The following is a 16395-nucleotide window of genomic DNA, read 5'->3' as shown; positions in this document are numbered from 1 at the left end:
AGATGTTGTGTTCCGCTTGGAAGACGAACATGAAGTTGAAGGTGCCACTGATGCCGAGGGGCATACCGTCGGAGAAGGAGCCTTGTCCGATGGGGTAGATCAAGAAGACGGCGGTCGCTGCTGCAACGGGGGCAGAGTAGGCGACGCAGATCCAAGGGCGCATTCCCAAACGGTAGGAAAGTTCCCATTCCCGTCCCATGTAGCAGAAGATGCCGATCAAGAAGTGCAATACAACTAACTGGTAAGGTCCACCGTTGTACAACCACTCATCTAAGGATGCGGCTTCCCAGATGGGGTAGAAGTGCAAGCCGATCGCGTTACTGGAAGGTACGACTGCGCCGGAGATGATGTTGTTGCCAAACATCAAGCTGCCTGCAACTGGCTCACGGATGCCGTCGATGTCTACGGGGGGGGCGGCGATGAAGGCAATGATGAAGCACAGGGTGGCAGAGAGCAAAGTAGGAATCATCAGTACGCCGAACCAGCCTACATACAGGCGGTTATTGGTACTGGTCACCCATTCGCAGAAGTTCTGCCATAGGGACTGGCGCTCGACGCGCTGTAAGGTCGTTGTCATGGTTTTATGAGTGCAAGATAGATTGGATATGAATTAGGAGGCTTGCTGCCCTCCGTGTAGACAATGTAACAACAACTTGAGCTTTTGTAAAGAAAGTTGAGTGATTGTAAATTCCTTTCTCATTTTTGAAGCGATCGCCTGCTACAAATTCCTAATCATTTTTGCCCAATTGCTTTCACACTGCCCGATTCTGGCGTATGCATTCGGCATACCAGCGAAAACTAGCTTTAGGTGTGCGCTGTTGGGTCTTGAAGTCATTGTAAAGAATGCCAAAGCGACGATCGCAGCCCCATGACCATTCAAAGTTATCCATTAGGCTCCAAAGAAAATATCCTTTGAGTGGATAGCCTTCTGCAACAGCACGATGAGCGGATTGTAAATATTGACGCAAGTACAAGATGCGATCGCTGTCCAAAATTTCGCCCTGCTGGGTCAGTTCATCTTGAGCAGAGCAGCCATTTTCAGTGATCAACAGCGGTAATTCGGGACGCTTTAGCACATCTGATATATGTCTTACTGCCCAATAGATAGACTCTGGCACTACCCACAGCCAAGGCATATGCAGTCGGGGATACCCTTTGGGATAGTCTACATACTCATAGCCCGGTGACTCTTGGCTAGCGCGAACGTGACTTCCAGTGTAAATATTTAGCCCAAGCGCATCTAAAGGCTGATGAATTGTTTCCAAATCACCTGAACGAATATCAGGAGCTTCTCTGCCCAAACTTTGCAAAAATACTTCGTTATATTGTCCCGTTAATGCAGGAAAAATAATGCCGCCATTCACCCAGTTGGTGCTGAAGGCTTGCTGAGCGGCGGCAATGTCGGTTGGCGATTCTGTCAGCGGCACGGTGATTGCCGGATTATCGACTAACGCAATGGAACAGGGACACGGCGAGGCAGCACGAATTGCCTGACAGCCCAATCCATGAGCCAGTAAAGCATGATGGGAGGTTTGCCATACGTCTTTTTTGCGCCAGACACGAGAGCCAGGAGCCATTTCTGGTGTCTTAATTACGTCATAGCCGAGATGGGTAAAGCAAGCGATCTCGTTTAGGGTCATCCAGTTAGAAATGCGATCGCCCAACCGTTGAACTGTCGCGGTGCAATAGTCAGCAAAATCTTTTGCCATTTCTCGACTGCGCCAAGATCGATAGCGCTGTTCTAAGGCTTGGGGGCTATCCCAGTGAAATAGCGTAGCGTGGGGAGTGATGCCATTTTCCAGTAGGCGATCGCATAGCCCCCGGTAGAAATCCATGCCTGTTTCATTCACCTGACCGCGCCCATCTGGAATCACCCGCGACCAAGAAATACTAAACCGATAGTGTTTCACGCCCAGTTCTGCCAGCCACTTCACATCGCTTTCATAGCGGTGATAATGATCATTGGCGATCGCTCCAGTATCACCATTGACTGTGCGTCCCGGCTTACTGCTGAACACATCCCAAACGCTCGGCTTGCGTCCATCTTCTTTGGCTGCGCCTTCAATTTGGTAAGCGGAAGTTGCTGTACCCCAAAGAAAATCAGGTGGGAATTGGTAGCTAATCATTTTAGTGGCATGAATACTGCAATGGATTCTTGTTTCATTGTTATGCATCCATGGCTAGCGATCGATCAAGTAGGGGCATCCCTTGTGGTTGCCCTTATCCCAGCAAGGGTAGGCACAAAGCGCTACTCCTCTGAATCTAGATGTGAAATTCGTAGGGACAATCCCTTGTGGTTGCCCTTATCCCAGCAAGGGTAGGCACAAGGCGCTACCCCTACAAATGAAAATCATGTCTGCATTCAGCAATGACCAAATGGCTACCTCGTCTCGCCGTAGAAGTTTATCTCTGCGATCTCGTCTTCCCTCTGACAGGATGATAATTTCTACCGCTTGGGATAGAGCCATTTCATCCTGATTTTATTTTTGTGTGGAACGCTAGGGTTGAACACGTTGGATGCCGTTCTAATTCAAAGAACTTAGCTTGACCCTCCAGTCAGCTAGAGCCTCCAAAATGAGTCAGCGTCTTATTTTTTGTCAGGATCACACGATGAAGCGAGTTCTATCAAAAACAGGTGTTTTGGGATTTATGGCAATGGCGATCGCTGCCTTTGGCTCTGGGCTAACCGCTTGCTCTGCCCAAACCCAAACCAATTCTCAACTGCAAACCTCTAGCCCAACTGTTGCTCCTGCCGGAAACCCATCAATGGATCACGGCACTATGAGCGGCATGAACCACAACATGGATATGGATTTAGGTCCAGCCGATGCCGAGTTTGATCTTCGTTTCATTGATGCCATGACTCCCCATCATCAAGGAGCCGTCGAGATGGCAAAGGCAGCCCAGCAGAAATCTAAGCGTCCTGAAATTCAAAAGCTGGCGGCTAGCATTATTCAGTCTCAGGACAAAGAAATCAACCAGATGAAGCAGTGGCGGCAAGCCTGGTATCCCAAAGTGAGTAAGGAAGCGATCGCTTGGCATTCTCAAATGGGTCACTCCATGCCCATGAGCCAAGACCAAAAAACAAGCATGATGATGACCATGGATTTGGGCGCAGCCGATGCCAACTTTGACTTACGCTTCCTCAATGCCATGACTCCGCATCATCAAGGTGCTGTGACAATGGCACAAGATGCTTTGAATAAATCCAAGCGTCCAGAAATTCAAAAACTGGCAAACGATATTATTGTTTCCCAAAAAGCAGAAATTAGCCAAATGGAGAAATGGCGCAAAGCCTGGTACAGCAAGTGATTGGGTGCCCTATTCTAACGTTCATTAATGCTTGGCAAGGAACCTGCCGATGACTCGCTTTTCACACCTGCTCCTATTAATGACCCAACGAGTATTAGTCACGCTGCTTTCAGTCGTTCTACTGACTCCCGCACCCCCGATCGCGCTAGCGCATGGTGGGCATGGAAACGAGTTTCAGAAAGATAGCCAGCCTGCTGAATCTGCGGATGCTATTCAGGTGGATGGTGAAACGGCAAAACGGTTGGGACTCAAAGTAGAGCCTGTTTCCCGCCAACGGTTAGCCTTTGGCATTAAAACAACGGGCAAAATTGAGACGTTGCCTAATCAGAAGGTCGAAGTCACAACTCCGGTAACGGGAACGGTGATTAAACTGCTGGTGAATCCGGGCGATCGCGTCAATGCTGGGCAACCCGTGGCAATCATGACGACCCCAGAATTAGCGGAACTGCGAACGACAGCCCTCGATCGACGGGCAGAAGCGATCGCGTCATTGCAACAAGCGGGAGCCGATTTGCGACTGGCACAGCGAAACTTAGAGCAGCAACGTAAAATTGGGGCGGCAGACATCAAGCAGGCTCGAACTGAAGTGAGTTTTGCCCAAGAGCGGTATGACAAAGATCGCGCCTTGTTAACCAGTGGAGCGATTCCGCGTCGTACTTTTCTAGAATCCGAAACCAAGCTTGCAGAGGCAAGAGCAACTTTAGCGAAATCCGAAAGTGCTTTGGAAATCTCTCAGGCTAAGGCACAATTGCAACGCGCCCAATCTGCGGTAGAGGTTGCGCGATCGCGGGTATCCTTGAGCGACCAAACCTATCAAGCACGGCTTCGACAATTGGGGGCAAGCCCTAATCCAGAGGGCACACTTACCCTGACGGCTCCCATTGGGGGGGTGATTGCTGATCGGGAAACGACTCAAGGAGAATCCAGTCAGGATGCAGGCAAAAAGGTGATGGCGATCGTCAATAGCCGCAGTGTTCAGGTATCTGGCGACATTTATGAGAAAGACCTCGATCGCATTCAAGTAGGGCAACGAGTCCAGATAAAAGTTGCCAGCTTACCCAACCGCGTTTTTACAGGACGGATCAGCGTCATTGATTCTGACGTTCAAAGTGAAACCCGTGTGGTGCCTGTAAAAGCCCAACTGAATAATCCGAATGAGGTGTTGAAACCAGGTATGTTTGCGGAATTAGAGGTTCTGACTGATCGCACTCCTGCTGCCCTGTTAGTGGTTCCTAAATCTGCACTGGTGACAACCAACGACAAAAAGGCGATCGTATTTGTGCAAAACGGCACTGCATTTCAGCCTACAGAAGTTACGGTAGGTAGAGAATCAGGCGAGTTTGTCGAGGTTAAAAATGGACTGTTTGATGGCGATCGCATTGTGACTCAACGGGCTAACCAGTTGTATGCTCAATCACTGCGGGGCGGTAGCAAACCGGAAGCAGATGTAACTCAAAATATCTCCCACGGAGACGCTACGCAAACAAAACTCAAAACTTGCCCTTCCCTTGGTGGGTGGTCATTCCAGCGGGAGCAGCAATTATGGCAGGTGCGTTTGGGACTGGAATGATGTGGGCAAGGCGGGGCAAGCCTACAAGTTCTATTTCAGACAGATATACTTCTGGTTATGAACCAGCTAGCTTTAGCGACCTGAAAACCTCAACACCTCATAATGACTCTGCCCCATCTGCACTAGAGCATCAACCAGAAACAAAAGCACTTTCTCAACATCATCCTCAATAATTTTCATGGCAAACTGGAAAAGATGTTGGGTCCTGCCCCTATCTGAGTGTCGCCGTAATCTTAAACATTGATGCTTATAGTTACACAGTGACAAAATATTATTTCCCGACAGCGATTAAAAGGTACGAAATGCTGATCTTAGCAGAATGGACGAATGAAGCCCCAGATCCAGTTCACCTTACACTACTTCAGCAGGGAATAGATTCATGGAATCAGTGGCGATTACATAATCAAGAAATAACACCCAGCTTTCACAAAGCTCAATTTCAAGGAGTAGATCTTGCTAAAGCTGATTTCAGGAAAGCTGAGTTTAAAGAAGCCGACCTTAAGAAAGCTAATCTTGAAGGAGCGAATTTTACTAAAGCTAATCTTAGTAAAGCTGACCTTAGAGGATCTAATCTCAGTGGAGCATTCCTTGAAGAGGCTAACCTTAGTGACGCTGATCTCAGCGGTGCTGATCTTAGTGGCGCACACCTTAACAAAGCCAATCTTTCTAATGCTAAGCTAATCAGTGCTCAACTCATAGGATCAGGTCTTGCTGATGCTACATGTGGTAGAGCAAACTTTAGTGAAGCTAACCTATGTAGGATTGGTGCTCATAGAGCAAATTTTAGTGGGGCACTCTTCTTAAAGGCTAATCTGAGTGGAGCTATCCTTTTTAGTACTCATTTTGATGGAGCGGACTTTAACCAAGCTATTCTTTGCAAAGCAAGGTTTGAGGGAGCACACCTTAGCGGGGCTACTTTAATCAATGCTGATCTTTGCGAGGCAAACTTTAGTTGGGCAGATCTTAGCAATGCAAATTTAACAGGGGCTTGCTTGAGTCGGGCTAATCTAACCTGGACTCGGGCTTTGGCAGCTAATTTTAGTGAAGCAAATTTGGATGAAGCTTGTATAGAAGATTGGCATATAAACAGTTCCACAAACTTAAGTAAAGTAGCTTGTAAATGTGTTTACTTAAAGGCAAATCAACAGGAACGCTATCCACATGATGGAGATTTTATTTTAGGAGAATTCTCAAAGCGATTTCAGGTATTAAAAAACATCTTTGAATTAAGCTTTCGCAACGGCATATCTTGGAAAGCTCTTGCTCTTGCTTTTAATGAGTCAAATATTAGAGTATTTAATGATTTTGGTGATGAACTTTTTCTCCAAGAATATAAGGTGCTAGGAGATGGGTTGGTAACGTTAAAGATTATTTATCCACTGCAGGCTAACGGAATTAAAATCAGAGATGAGTTGGAGTGTAGAACCCATGAACTTGAGCTTCAAATAGCTCGGCTCGAAGGAGAGGTCAGATCAAAAGATAGTACGATTACCACGCTATTTGAGCGACTTCTCCAACCTAAATTTAATGCTCATCAATCTAGAAGAATTTATATTGATGACATTGATAGCTTTGCTAGGGTGAAGGATGTAAGTTTTGATGTTATATCACATCTCTTGAACTCAAAAGGTCATCTCAATGTTTCAGAAGATAAAATTCAGATTGTTTTAGAAGTAATCCTCAATGAGAAGTTTCACAAAAAGGATTGGGGAGGCGAATACAATGACTTATATACTTCTAATTTAATTGTTGGTGGAGTCCGAAGAAGTACTGCATTCTTACTTAAAGGGAATGGACTTCAAGTTGCTAATATGGAGATTAAGCATTGTGGTAAGAATGGAGATCAATTGCTTAGGCTTTTTGAGTCTCCTGCGGAACTGTTTGTTATTCAATATGTAGGAAATATTTCTGAAGCTATTGTGAAAGATGTTGAGGGGAAAACTGATCAGTTGAGGTCTAGAGGTAAACAGGCTTATTACTGCATAATTAATGGACTCGATACTGCACGATTGCTATATGCGTATAGCCTAGTAAACCCTGACTAAAGTAAGTTGATTTTCTTCTAAGAGAATTAACTTTGCACGGCTTATTCTAAGAGTGGAACCATCAACCATCTAGGGAGCGATGAGTATTTTGATCTCTGACGAAATTCTACGATCAACTCAAATGACTGAATTTGAGTTGCGGCAGGAGATTGCTGTGATGTTGTTTCAGCAAGAGCGCTTTACTTTAGGGCAAGCCAGTCGCTTTGCTGAGATGAGCCAACTGCAATTTCAGAGATTGCTTGCCAGTCGCCGTATTTCCTTACATTACGATGTGGCTGAACTGCGAGAGGACGTGGAAAGCTTGAAGGAATCTGGCTGGCGATGATTGTTGTCAGCGACACCTCTCCCATCAGTAATCTAGCCGCGATCGGGCAACTGATTATTCTTCAACAGCTTTACAGCGAAGTCATTATTCCAACTGCTGTCTATCAAGAACTTCTTGATTCTGGCGCAGAAGACCCCGCAGTGTTGGCAATTCAAACGCTTGATTGGATTCAAGTTTGCTCAGTTACCAACGCTGTGTTGCTTCAGTCTCTACAAGCAAGCTTGGATGCAGGGGAAGCCGAAGCAATTGTTCTGGCAGTAGAACTTGCCGCTGATCGTCTACTAATGGATGAGCGACGTGGACGACAACAAGCGTTACAAGCAGGTCTTAAAGTTACAGGGCTGTTGGGAGTTTTACTGGCTGCGAAACAGCAGAGAGTAATTGCGACGGTACAACCAATTCTGGATGCTCTAATCGCAAACCGATTTTGGGTACGTGACGAACTATATGCAGAAGTGTTGCGTCTGGCAGGAGAATAACGGTACTCAATTTCATTCTGATTTCATCTCTAATTGCAACAATGGTAAAGCTACGTCACTATTACTAAATAAATTTGCCCACTATACGATGGATGCTCTGATTTTTATAGCTTTGAGGGAACAACATGGTGCAATCCGTTGTTCAGCAACAATATGACCAGCTTGCCAAAATCTACGATCAGCGTTGGAAAACCTATATCGCAAACACTCTAGCTTTTGTGAACCAGTGGGCAGCAATTCCTGCGTCAGCCAACGTTCTCGATATCGCTTGTGGAACGGGCGAGTTTGAGCGATTGCTGGTGCAAGATAACCCCAATCAACAGATTTTAGGAATCGATATCTCAACAGGAATGCTCGCGATCGCGCAACAAAAACTGAATGGTTATGCGTCTGTCAAATTTGAACAAGCCAGCGCTACCAAAATTCCCACTGCTGATGAGCAGTTTGATGTAGTGGTTTGTGCAAGTTCTTTCCATTATTTTGATCAGCCCATGGATGCATTGGCAGAAATGAAACGAGTCCTCAAGCCAGATGGAAAAATGGTGATCTTAGATTGGTGCAAAGACTATTTAGTCTGTCGTTTTTATGATGCCGTCTTGAAGATAACCGACCCAGGCTATAGGCAATGCTACACGCAGGCAGAATTTCACAGCTTTTTCTCTGCGGCTCACCTGCCGATTCAGGCTGCAACCAGAATTCGATTTGGATGGGCATGGGAATTCATGATTGTTACCGCTACTAAAGCTTAGATCCTATGCTGGGTTTTATGATTCAATGGGCGATCGCCCAGCGCTAGATCAAAGCAATAGGACAAGATTTTTCTAGGAGGCTTTATGCACATCCATACGCTCGAACAGTGGCAGCACACTCACGATTTTTCCGCCAACCAGGACGAAGCAGAAAAAATACCCAAAAGGTCATGCTGCTGACAGCCACCACGATGATTATTGAAATTGTCGCTGGCACCCTCTTTGGTTCAATGGCTTTGTTAGCCGATGGCTGGCACATGGCAACTCATACCGCCGCTTTTGGGATCACTATCTTTGCTTATCAATATGCTCGTCGCTATTCAAGCAGTCCAAAATATACCTTTGGCACCGGAAAGGTCAGCGCCCTTGGTGGTTTTGCGAGTGCTACTGCACTTGCCGTAATTGCGCTGATTATGGTACTAGAATCAATCTCCCGCTTCTTTCAGCCGCAAATCATCCAGTTTAATGAAGCGATCGGGGTTGCCATATTTGGACTGGCGATTAACCTCATCAGTGGTTTTCTGCTTCAAGAACACCATGATCATTCTCATGGTCACGACCACCATCATGATTACAATCTACGGGCGGCTTATGTTCATGTTTTGGCGGATGCGCTCACCTCTGTTTTTGCCATCGTGGCGTTGCTTGCTGGAAAACTGCTTGCCTGGAATTGGCTAGATCCAGCGATGGGTTTGGTCGGTGCAGCCTTGATCACCCGCTGGGCGTTTGGCTTGCTCCAGGATACCAGTTTCGTATTACTGGATGGAGCCTCTAATCGAACAACAAAAGCAGCCGTTACCGCCGCCATTGAAGAAGATTCTGATAGCCGCGTAGTTGACCTGCATGTGTGGTCTGTTGGTCAGGATCACCTGGCAGCGATTGTCTCACTGGTCACGCATTATCCCAAAGCCCCAGAGCATTACAAAAAATTGCTGACTCACATCGGGCATCTTTCTCATGTTGTTGTGGAGGTCAACCCATGTCATGGGCAACCCTGTATCCCTTCTTTATCTGAATGATCTTTTAATTGCGGGTGTTGCTTTTGCCAATAGCCTTGTTCTTGTAACACATAATCAACGCCATTTCAGCCGCATTGAAACGCTAAAGTTGCAAGATTGGAGTTAGCAATTGGGCGATCGCCTACATGATTTCGCCCAGAGAGACACCCAGCCAGCCGTGGAAGAGTTGCTCTTGTTTACGGGTAGGGCGATCGCAGGGAATAAGTTGGAAGCGAGTAGGGCGAGGTGCGCTCAAGGTTAGCGCTGCTTGGCGTAATTCGTCTTGGTGGAACCAGGTCACTTGCAGCGAATCACCGGGTTGATGATCCCGCAGGCGATCGCTCAATTGGTCGGCACTAATGCGAATGCCGTTGATTGCCAGCAGTTCATCGCCAGCATCAATCCCAACCTGCTGAGCCGGGGAGCCACTTTCCACAAACTTGATTACGTCACGACCCTGTTCTGTTTTTAGGGTGAAACCGAGAACCGGAAGGCTGTCATCGCGATCGGGCAGCAGCCGCAGTCCAAATGGCTTTAAATATTGGTCAAACGGGAGTTCTTCAGTAGTGTTGAGAGTGTGCTGAAAGAAATCACTCAGGTCGGTGCCTGCCACTGTTTCAATCGTTTGTTGAAGTTGCTCTGGCGTGAAGCCAATTTCGGGTTGACCAAATTGCTCCCACAGTAGGCGCAGTACATCATCCAGCGATCGCTTGTTGCTATGGCGCTCTCGAATCAGCAGATCTAACAGCAACGACACCATTTCGCCTTTGAGATAGTAAGACATTTGAGTGTTTGGGCTGTTGGCATCCTGCCGATAAAGCTTGACCCAAGCATCAAAGCTAGATTCTGCTAAGGGCTGCACAAGCCTGCCAGGAGTCGTCAGAAAGCGACTGATTTCCTTACTAAGCCCATTGAGATAAGTCCGAATATCATAAATTCCGGCTCGATAGGGAATGATCAAGTCGTAATAACTGGTGGTTCCTTCGCTAAACCAAAGGGAAGGCGTGTAGTTTTCCTGTTCATAGTCAAAAACTTCTAGCGCTTTTGGGCGGATGCGCTTCACGTTCCACAGGTGAAAAAATTCGTGGGCAACCAGTTGAATGAAGCGATCGTATTTATCTTTATTCCGAAAACCAAAGCGCTGATAGATCAAAGAACAACTATTTTTGTGTTCTAGCCCACCAAAGCCATGAGATGAAAGATGCAGCAAAAAAAGGTAGCGATCGTAGGGTAAGCCACCAAACAAATTTGCTTCCACTTGAATGAGTCGTTGAATGTCACTAATTAGGCGATCGCTCTCTAAATTGCCCTCTCGATAAACAGCAAGCTGATGGGGTTTTCCCAGTGCTTCAAACTCAAACAGTTGATGATTGCCGATCTCAAACGGGCTGTCAACTAGCGTATCAAAATCGATCGCCTCAAACGTATTTGTAACTTCAGGGATAGCGGGTAACGTCGTCGTGATTTGCCAATCTGACCGAGGGGGAATAATCTCTACCCGAATTGGGTTCTGCTCATATCCAGGACTATAGAAAAATAGCGCTGCACCATTGAAATAGCCGTGAGTGCTATCCAAATGATTGGTGCGCACTGAAAGCTCATTGGCATAAATTTGATAGCAAATGGTTAATGTCGTGTTGCCTTGAGGATCAATCTGCCAGTGGTTTTTACCGACCTTACGCCAGGGCAAAGGAGAACCTGCGGAACTAACGGCGCTAAAGTTTTGTAAGTGACGGGCATACTCTCGAATCAGATAGGAACCGGGAGTCCAGACGGGCATCTTGAGGTTAAGCACCGTGTCTGCTTGCCAATCACTCACATGCAGGGTCACCTCAAACAGATGCGATTCAGGTTTAGACATCGCCACCTGATAGTGCAGTTGGATCGGCTGGACAGGGGCAATTCGTGAAACGCTCCCTACAGCGATCGCGCCCTCCAAATCCTTATCCACATAGGGATGAACCCCAGACGGGGCTAAGGGATCAAACAGTTTTCCTGTTTCAGGTTCCCAAGTTTCTCGATTCATCAGTAGGGGCGCTTTTCTAACGACGGATGATAGTACTTTACAAGAAGTTTTCTAAACTTTGCCTGCCAAATGCATTAGTTGCTTCATGTTAACCAAATGCATGGACTGATTAGCATGGTCGATCTTAATCCAGCCTTTGCTATCCAGCTTTTCCATAATTTTGGAGGTTTCTTCTACCCCAATATCACTCACATCTGCCAAATCTTTGGGTGGAATATTAAAAATTTCAGTGCCGTTATTCGAGTCTTGTCCATAATTTTCGCCAAGCGCCACTAGTGTATTTGCCAACTTCACTGCTGGCGGTTTGTGGCGCAGTTGAAACCGAATATTAGTTTGCCGTAATCGCCTTACCATTAGCTGCAACATGCGGTGATGCAGTTGAGGATCTTTAAACAGGGTTTGGATAAATCGCTGGGCTGAAATGCTGATGAGCTTGACGCTAGAGAGTGCGCTGACATCGGTCGATCGCGGCGATTCATCCAAAATTGCCATTTCCCCAAAGAAATCGCCCTTCCCTAAAATAGCCAAGGTGACCACGTTATCTTCGCTAGACCCCGACAGTCGCCGCACTTTAACCCAGCCAGCCACAACAAAATACACTGCATTGCCCCAGGCATCTTCCATCAACACCGCCCGGTTGGCAGGATATTCATGTTCGACGGCAACAGAAAGCAGCCATTCCAGAGTTTCTGGATTAGCTGCCGTTAACAAAGGGAAAAGCTCACTAAACGCTTCGGTCTGCATGGAAAAATGGTTGGAATAAAATAATGGAGCTTCAAAAATACTAGCAATCTTGAACCATCATGGATAACGATACTTAAATAGTCAAATAGCCGCCAAGTCACTTAATTTAAGCATTTCCAAAACTGTATCGGCGAATAAAAGCAACGGAAAGAAAGAACTAAAGGATAAGAACTATCAGTATAAACAGTCTTAGAGCCTGTGCAACGGTCACTTTTCCGCAACCAACTTCACAGCGAGTGCTAACTTGGGTCGGAGTGCTTCCACATAGCTTGACCAACCAATCACAATCGACTGATGATGAGCAAGCGTATCGGGGTTAATGGCATCGGGCGAAAATTGGATCGGCTCTCCTTCCAGCGTACAGCAGGTGAGTCCTGCCGCTTTTGCTAGGGCTAATGGACCTGCTGTGTCCCACAATTTAACTCGTCCATTGAGGTAAAGATATAGCCCTACTTTTCCGGTGATGACTTCTAGTACCTTTAAACCAAAACTGCCAAGGGAGGAAAATTCTACGTTAGGAATTTGGTGGGCGATCGCGGCTCCATAGCGCGTTTGATCGCGGTGCCCAATCATGATCCGGCAGGACTCGGCTGAAAAAATCTGAGGCGCGATCGCCAGCGGCATCGGTGCCCCATCTGCTGAAGTTTGAAACAGCCCCCAATCGACACCGCCATAATACAGTTGATCAGAAGCAGGCGCATAAATCCAGCCGGCGATCGGCTGATAGTGTTCTAGTAACCCCACCATCACGGAGTAATTGCTTCGTCCCTGAATAAAATCTTCTGTCCCATCTAAGGGATCAATGCACCACAGGCGATCGTATTTTTGATAAAACTGTTGCCGCGACTGAATATCTTCCTCTGTAATCACACCATCGTTAGGAAAGAGATCTAAAAACGCTGCTGAAAGCTGTGCGTCCAGTGCTTGATCAATCGTTGTCACGTAATCTTCAGGTCCCTTTTCAAAAACCTCAAACTCTTGACTCGCCATTTGAATAATTTGTAGACCACAGTGCCGCACGATCGCACGAATTTGGGGGTCTAACTCTAGAAAAGTTGGGTTCATCACGCAGAGGGATTACACGGCATCATGGTTTAGGATTCATAGTAGTCTGATAAACTAGCCTTTTAATGCGGGTAGGGCAACTAAAGTCGCGATCGAGTCTTTTACAAAAAGCGCTTCACTCTCAGAAGCATCATTCTGCTGCACTCCGTAAATACGATGATAGGCGAACTGATCGGTGCACGCTACAAGGTGATTGAGGTTTTAGGCTCCGGTGGATTTGGGCACACCTACATTGCAGAGGATACACAACGTCCTGGCAATCCTCACTGTGTTCTCAAGCATCTGACCTTTAATAGTAGTGACACTGCTGTTTTGCAACAGGTCAGGCGATTATTTCAGGCAGAAGCCGAAACCTTAGAGCAGTTAGGCAAGCATGACCAGATTCCTCGTTTGTTAGCCTATTTTGAGGAAAATCAGCAATTTTATCTCGTTCAAGAGTTTATTGAAGGGAATCTGCTTAGCGCTGAGTTGGCTAGAGGTGTTCAACTGAGTGAAGTTGAGGTGATCCCATTGCTAGAAGATGTTCTGAGTATTTTGGAATATGTTCATGCTCAAGGCGTGATTCATCGAGATATTAAACCTGCCAATTTAGTTCGCCGTCGCCAAGATAGTAAGCTCGTTCTGATCGATTTTGGAGCCGTTAAAACGATTGGCAATACGGTTGCGGAAGCGACGGGTGAAACCAGCTTAAGTATGCCAATTTATACGACTGGCTATGCGGCGAGTGAGCAATGCTTAGGGCGACCGCGTTTCAGCAGTGATTTATATTCTCTAGGAATGGTGGGCATTCAAGCATTAACGGGTTCTCATCCAGCCCAATTGCCCCATAACCATGAAACCTCTGAACTCATTTGGCAAGATCAGGCGATCGCCAGTGATGAACTCGTCGCTGTCCTTCATAAAATGACGCGCTTTCACTTTATGGAGCGCTTTCACTCGGCAAGTGAAGCCTTGCAAGCGTTACGGCAGATGATTTCAGCGGCTCCTACGTTATTAACCCATTCTCCAGCACACCTCTCTGATCCCACCGCTTTAGTGAGTCAACCCGTCGTTGCAAGGGGAGTGAGTTCTAGCCAGATTACCCGGCTGTTTGGGGCTTCCAACAAATCGTCTTTTGCACGAATGGGTCTTGCTATTCTAGGAACTTTAGCCGTTGCAATTTTAGTTCGCAGTTTGGCTGATTCTCCTGAGAATTTACCGTGGCAAGTGAGCCGGACAATCACAGCGCCAAATACTTCTCTAGAGAGCGATCGCATCAGTACGGGCACTAAGCAGTTGAATCGGTGGTCATCCAGTCTTCAAAAGCAGCAAGGCATTGATCACATTGCCGCCGGAAACTATGACCAAGCTGTTGCTTCTTTTGAAGCGGCTCGGTCAGAAAATCCTAGTGATCCTGAAACGTTAATCTACTTAAACAATGCCCGAATTGGAGCCAATAAAGCCTATTTGATTGCTGCTGCTGTGCCGCTGAGTAATACGCTAGATTCGGCTCAGGAGATCTTACGGGGTGTAGCAGCAGCCCAAACTGAAATTAACCAGGCAGGAGGAATTCGGGGGGTGCCGCTGAAGGTAGCGATCGCGGATGACGGCAACCAGCCAGAAGTTGCTCAGCAGGTGGCAGAGAGCCTGTCCAAAGATCCCAATTTGTTAGGAGTGATTGGGCATGGCACCAGCGACACGAGCTTTACTGCCGCCCAAGTTTACCAAGATCAGCAGCTTGTGATGATTGCGCCAGTCAGTTCAGCGATGAAACTGGGAGAGGTTGGCAACTACATTTTTCGGACGATGCCGACGGATCAGCAAACTGCGAAAGCACTGAAAGACTATCTGGTCAGTGTTTTGCAGAAGCGCCGAGTGGTGATTTTTTCTAACTCCAACAGTAAATACAGCCAATCGTTAACCAGGGAGTTCAAAACGGCACTGGATTACAGCGGCGTGGCAGATATGGCAATAACAGAAGAAATTGACCTGTCTCGACCAGATTTTGATGCGGAAGATAGCGTGAATCGGGCGATCGCCAACAAAACTGAAGTCATTATGCTGGCACCCGACAGTGAAGTCATGGATAAAGCCATTCGAGTGATTGAAAGCGCCAATCGACGGATTCCCGTTTTGGGTGGAGATAGCATGTTCACGCCACGGGTTCCTAAAATTGCCAAAGATAAGGCAGTGGGAATGGTATTGGCGGTGCCTGTAGATGTAACGAATACGCCCTTTTTACAACAAGCTACAAAACTTTGGGAGCAAAAAGATTTGATCAGTTGGCGGACTGCCCTTGCCTATGATGCAACTCAAGCGCTGATTAAGGGGTTAAGCCAAGAACCGACGCGGGATGGAGTCTATCGCGCTTTATCAGAGCCTCGTTTTTCAGTCATCGGAGCCAAGGGCATAGTAAGCTTTCAGGTGAAACGCGATCGCGGACAGGCACCCAGCTACATCACCATTGCACCGCTGACTATAGGCTCTACCAAACGATATTTATTTACTCCCTTAACGCCTCGTTTTCCTAGTCCACCTTCATCCAAAAAACAGACCTCACCCTAGCCCTCTCCCAGCGGGAGAGGGAGCTAGTCAAGAATTGCAGAATTCCTTATAGACAGACACCAACATTCGTAATTTTGCTACCACTCAAATCGCTAGGACTGGTATTCCTGTTGCCGTTGCCTGCCCAGACCCAACCCGCACGAGGACTGGTCACTTCCAGCCAGAGTAAACCATCGCTAGATTTGCGGACATTGAGATTGGTATCGAATTTTTCAGCCGGTGCATAACCCACTCCAGCAAGTTTGCTATTTCTAGAGGCTTGGGAACGCAGCAAAACACCGTTCGTTCTAATTAGCGCGGGAGTTGGCAAAATGCGCCGACAAACGGGTGTTGCCTGGGCGAGTTCAATGGGTGCAGCTTGGGCAGATAGGTCTTGTGTGGGCACCGCGATCGCAGCGCTTGACCTGCCAAAACCTTCAATTCCACACCCAACCAACACAGCCGAAGCAAAAATCCCAGTTATTTTCTGAATAGACATGCAAGATACCTCACACCAAGAAAAGTATTCGCATCCAGCCTATCAGTTGATTTTGGGGAT

14 protein-coding genes are annotated in these 16395 nt (G+C 47.0%); 8 read left to right on the top strand and 6 right to left on the bottom strand.

What is annotated here, in order from left to right; translation table 11 throughout:
• The coding region (locus tag AB3R30_RS22625; RefSeq protein WP_458651477.1) for a photosynthetic reaction center family protein at nucleotides 1-577 on the bottom strand (577 nt) is incomplete at its 3' end.
• Between the two features lie 175 nt (nucleotides 578-752).
• Complete coding sequence (locus tag AB3R30_RS22620; RefSeq protein ID WP_458651476.1) at nucleotides 753-2126, bottom strand: GH1 family beta-glucosidase; 1374 nt, start codon at nucleotides 2124-2126, stop codon at nucleotides 753-755.
• Between the two features lie 448 nt (nucleotides 2127-2574).
• Between AB3R30_RS22620 and AB3R30_RS22615 the strand changes: the two genes are divergently transcribed.
• The 7 genes from AB3R30_RS22615 to dmeF all read left to right on the top strand — a co-directional run bounded on the left by AB3R30_RS22615 (nucleotide 2575) and on the right by dmeF (nucleotide 9499).
• Nucleotides 2575-3312, top strand: coding sequence for a DUF305 domain-containing protein (locus tag AB3R30_RS22615; protein WP_458651475.1), 738 nt, complete (start codon nucleotides 2575-2577; stop codon nucleotides 3310-3312).
• Between the two features lie 49 nt (nucleotides 3313-3361).
• Nucleotides 3362-4882, top strand: a complete 1521-nt coding sequence (locus tag AB3R30_RS22610; protein ID WP_458651474.1) for an efflux RND transporter periplasmic adaptor subunit — start codon at nucleotides 3362-3364, stop codon at nucleotides 4880-4882.
• 302 nt (nucleotides 4883-5184) lie between these two features.
• Complete coding sequence (locus AB3R30_RS22605) at nucleotides 5185-6927, top strand: pentapeptide repeat-containing protein (protein WP_458651473.1); 1743 nt, start codon at nucleotides 5185-5187, stop codon at nucleotides 6925-6927.
• A 79-nt stretch (nucleotides 6928-7006) separates the two neighbouring features.
• Nucleotides 7007-7252 carry a UPF0175 family protein gene (locus AB3R30_RS22600; protein ID WP_458651472.1) on the top strand — a complete coding sequence of 82 codons (246 nt, stop codon included), beginning with the start codon at nucleotides 7007-7009 and terminating at the stop codon, nucleotides 7250-7252.
• Nucleotides 7249-7731: a DUF3368 domain-containing protein gene (locus AB3R30_RS22595; RefSeq protein WP_458651471.1), complete on the top strand. Its 483-nt coding sequence runs from the start codon at nucleotides 7249-7251 to the stop codon at nucleotides 7729-7731. The genes AB3R30_RS22600 and AB3R30_RS22595 overlap by 4 nt, the downstream gene beginning before the upstream one ends.
• A 125-nt stretch (nucleotides 7732-7856) precedes the next feature.
• Complete coding sequence (locus AB3R30_RS22590) at nucleotides 7857-8480, top strand: class I SAM-dependent methyltransferase (RefSeq protein WP_458651470.1); 624 nt, start codon at nucleotides 7857-7859, stop codon at nucleotides 8478-8480.
• Nucleotides 8481-8587: 107 nt separating this feature from the next.
• Nucleotides 8588-9499 (top strand): CDF family Co(II)/Ni(II) efflux transporter DmeF, encoded by a 912-nt coding sequence (gene dmeF / locus AB3R30_RS22585; protein ID WP_458651469.1) that lies wholly within the window; start codon nucleotides 8588-8590, stop codon nucleotides 9497-9499.
• Between the two features lie 121 nt (nucleotides 9500-9620).
• On the opposite strand, the gene AB3R30_RS22580 is transcribed toward dmeF, so the two are convergent.
• The 3 genes from AB3R30_RS22580 to AB3R30_RS22570 all read right to left on the bottom strand — a co-directional run bounded on the left by AB3R30_RS22580 (nucleotide 9621) and on the right by AB3R30_RS22570 (nucleotide 13313).
• Entirely contained in the window at nucleotides 9621-11504 is a 1884-nt protein-coding gene (locus tag AB3R30_RS22580; protein ID WP_458651468.1) for a M61 family metallopeptidase, read from the bottom strand.
• Nucleotides 11505-11555: 51 nt separating this feature from the next.
• Nucleotides 11556-12248: a Crp/Fnr family transcriptional regulator gene (locus AB3R30_RS22575; RefSeq protein WP_458651467.1), complete on the bottom strand. Its 693-nt coding sequence runs from the start codon at nucleotides 12246-12248 to the stop codon at nucleotides 11556-11558.
• A 207-nt stretch (nucleotides 12249-12455) separates the two neighbouring features.
• Nucleotides 12456-13313, bottom strand: coding sequence for a 3'(2'),5'-bisphosphate nucleotidase CysQ family protein (locus AB3R30_RS22570; protein ID WP_458651466.1), 858 nt, complete (start codon nucleotides 13311-13313; stop codon nucleotides 12456-12458).
• Between the two features lie 156 nt (nucleotides 13314-13469).
• Between AB3R30_RS22570 and AB3R30_RS22565 the strand changes: the two genes are divergently transcribed.
• Nucleotides 13470-15857 (top strand): bifunctional serine/threonine-protein kinase/ABC transporter substrate-binding protein, encoded by a 2388-nt coding sequence (locus tag AB3R30_RS22565; protein WP_458651465.1) that lies wholly within the window; start codon nucleotides 13470-13472, stop codon nucleotides 15855-15857.
• 46 nt (nucleotides 15858-15903) lie between these two features.
• Here the strand turns inward: AB3R30_RS22565 and AB3R30_RS22560 are convergent, their stop codons facing one another.
• Nucleotides 15904-16335: a hypothetical protein gene (locus tag AB3R30_RS22560; RefSeq protein ID WP_458651464.1), complete on the bottom strand. Its 432-nt coding sequence runs from the start codon at nucleotides 16333-16335 to the stop codon at nucleotides 15904-15906.
• Nucleotides 16336-16395: the final 60 nt, after the last annotated feature.

This window comes from Sivoneniella epilithica UHCC 1019, assembly GCF_040830845.1.
In the GTDB taxonomy this organism is placed as follows: Bacteria; Cyanobacteriota; Cyanobacteriia; order Leptolyngbyales; family Leptolyngbyaceae; genus ULC077BIN1.
The sequence above is the reverse complement of the archived record's forward strand: the minus strand, read 5'-3'. Positions and strand labels throughout refer to the sequence as shown.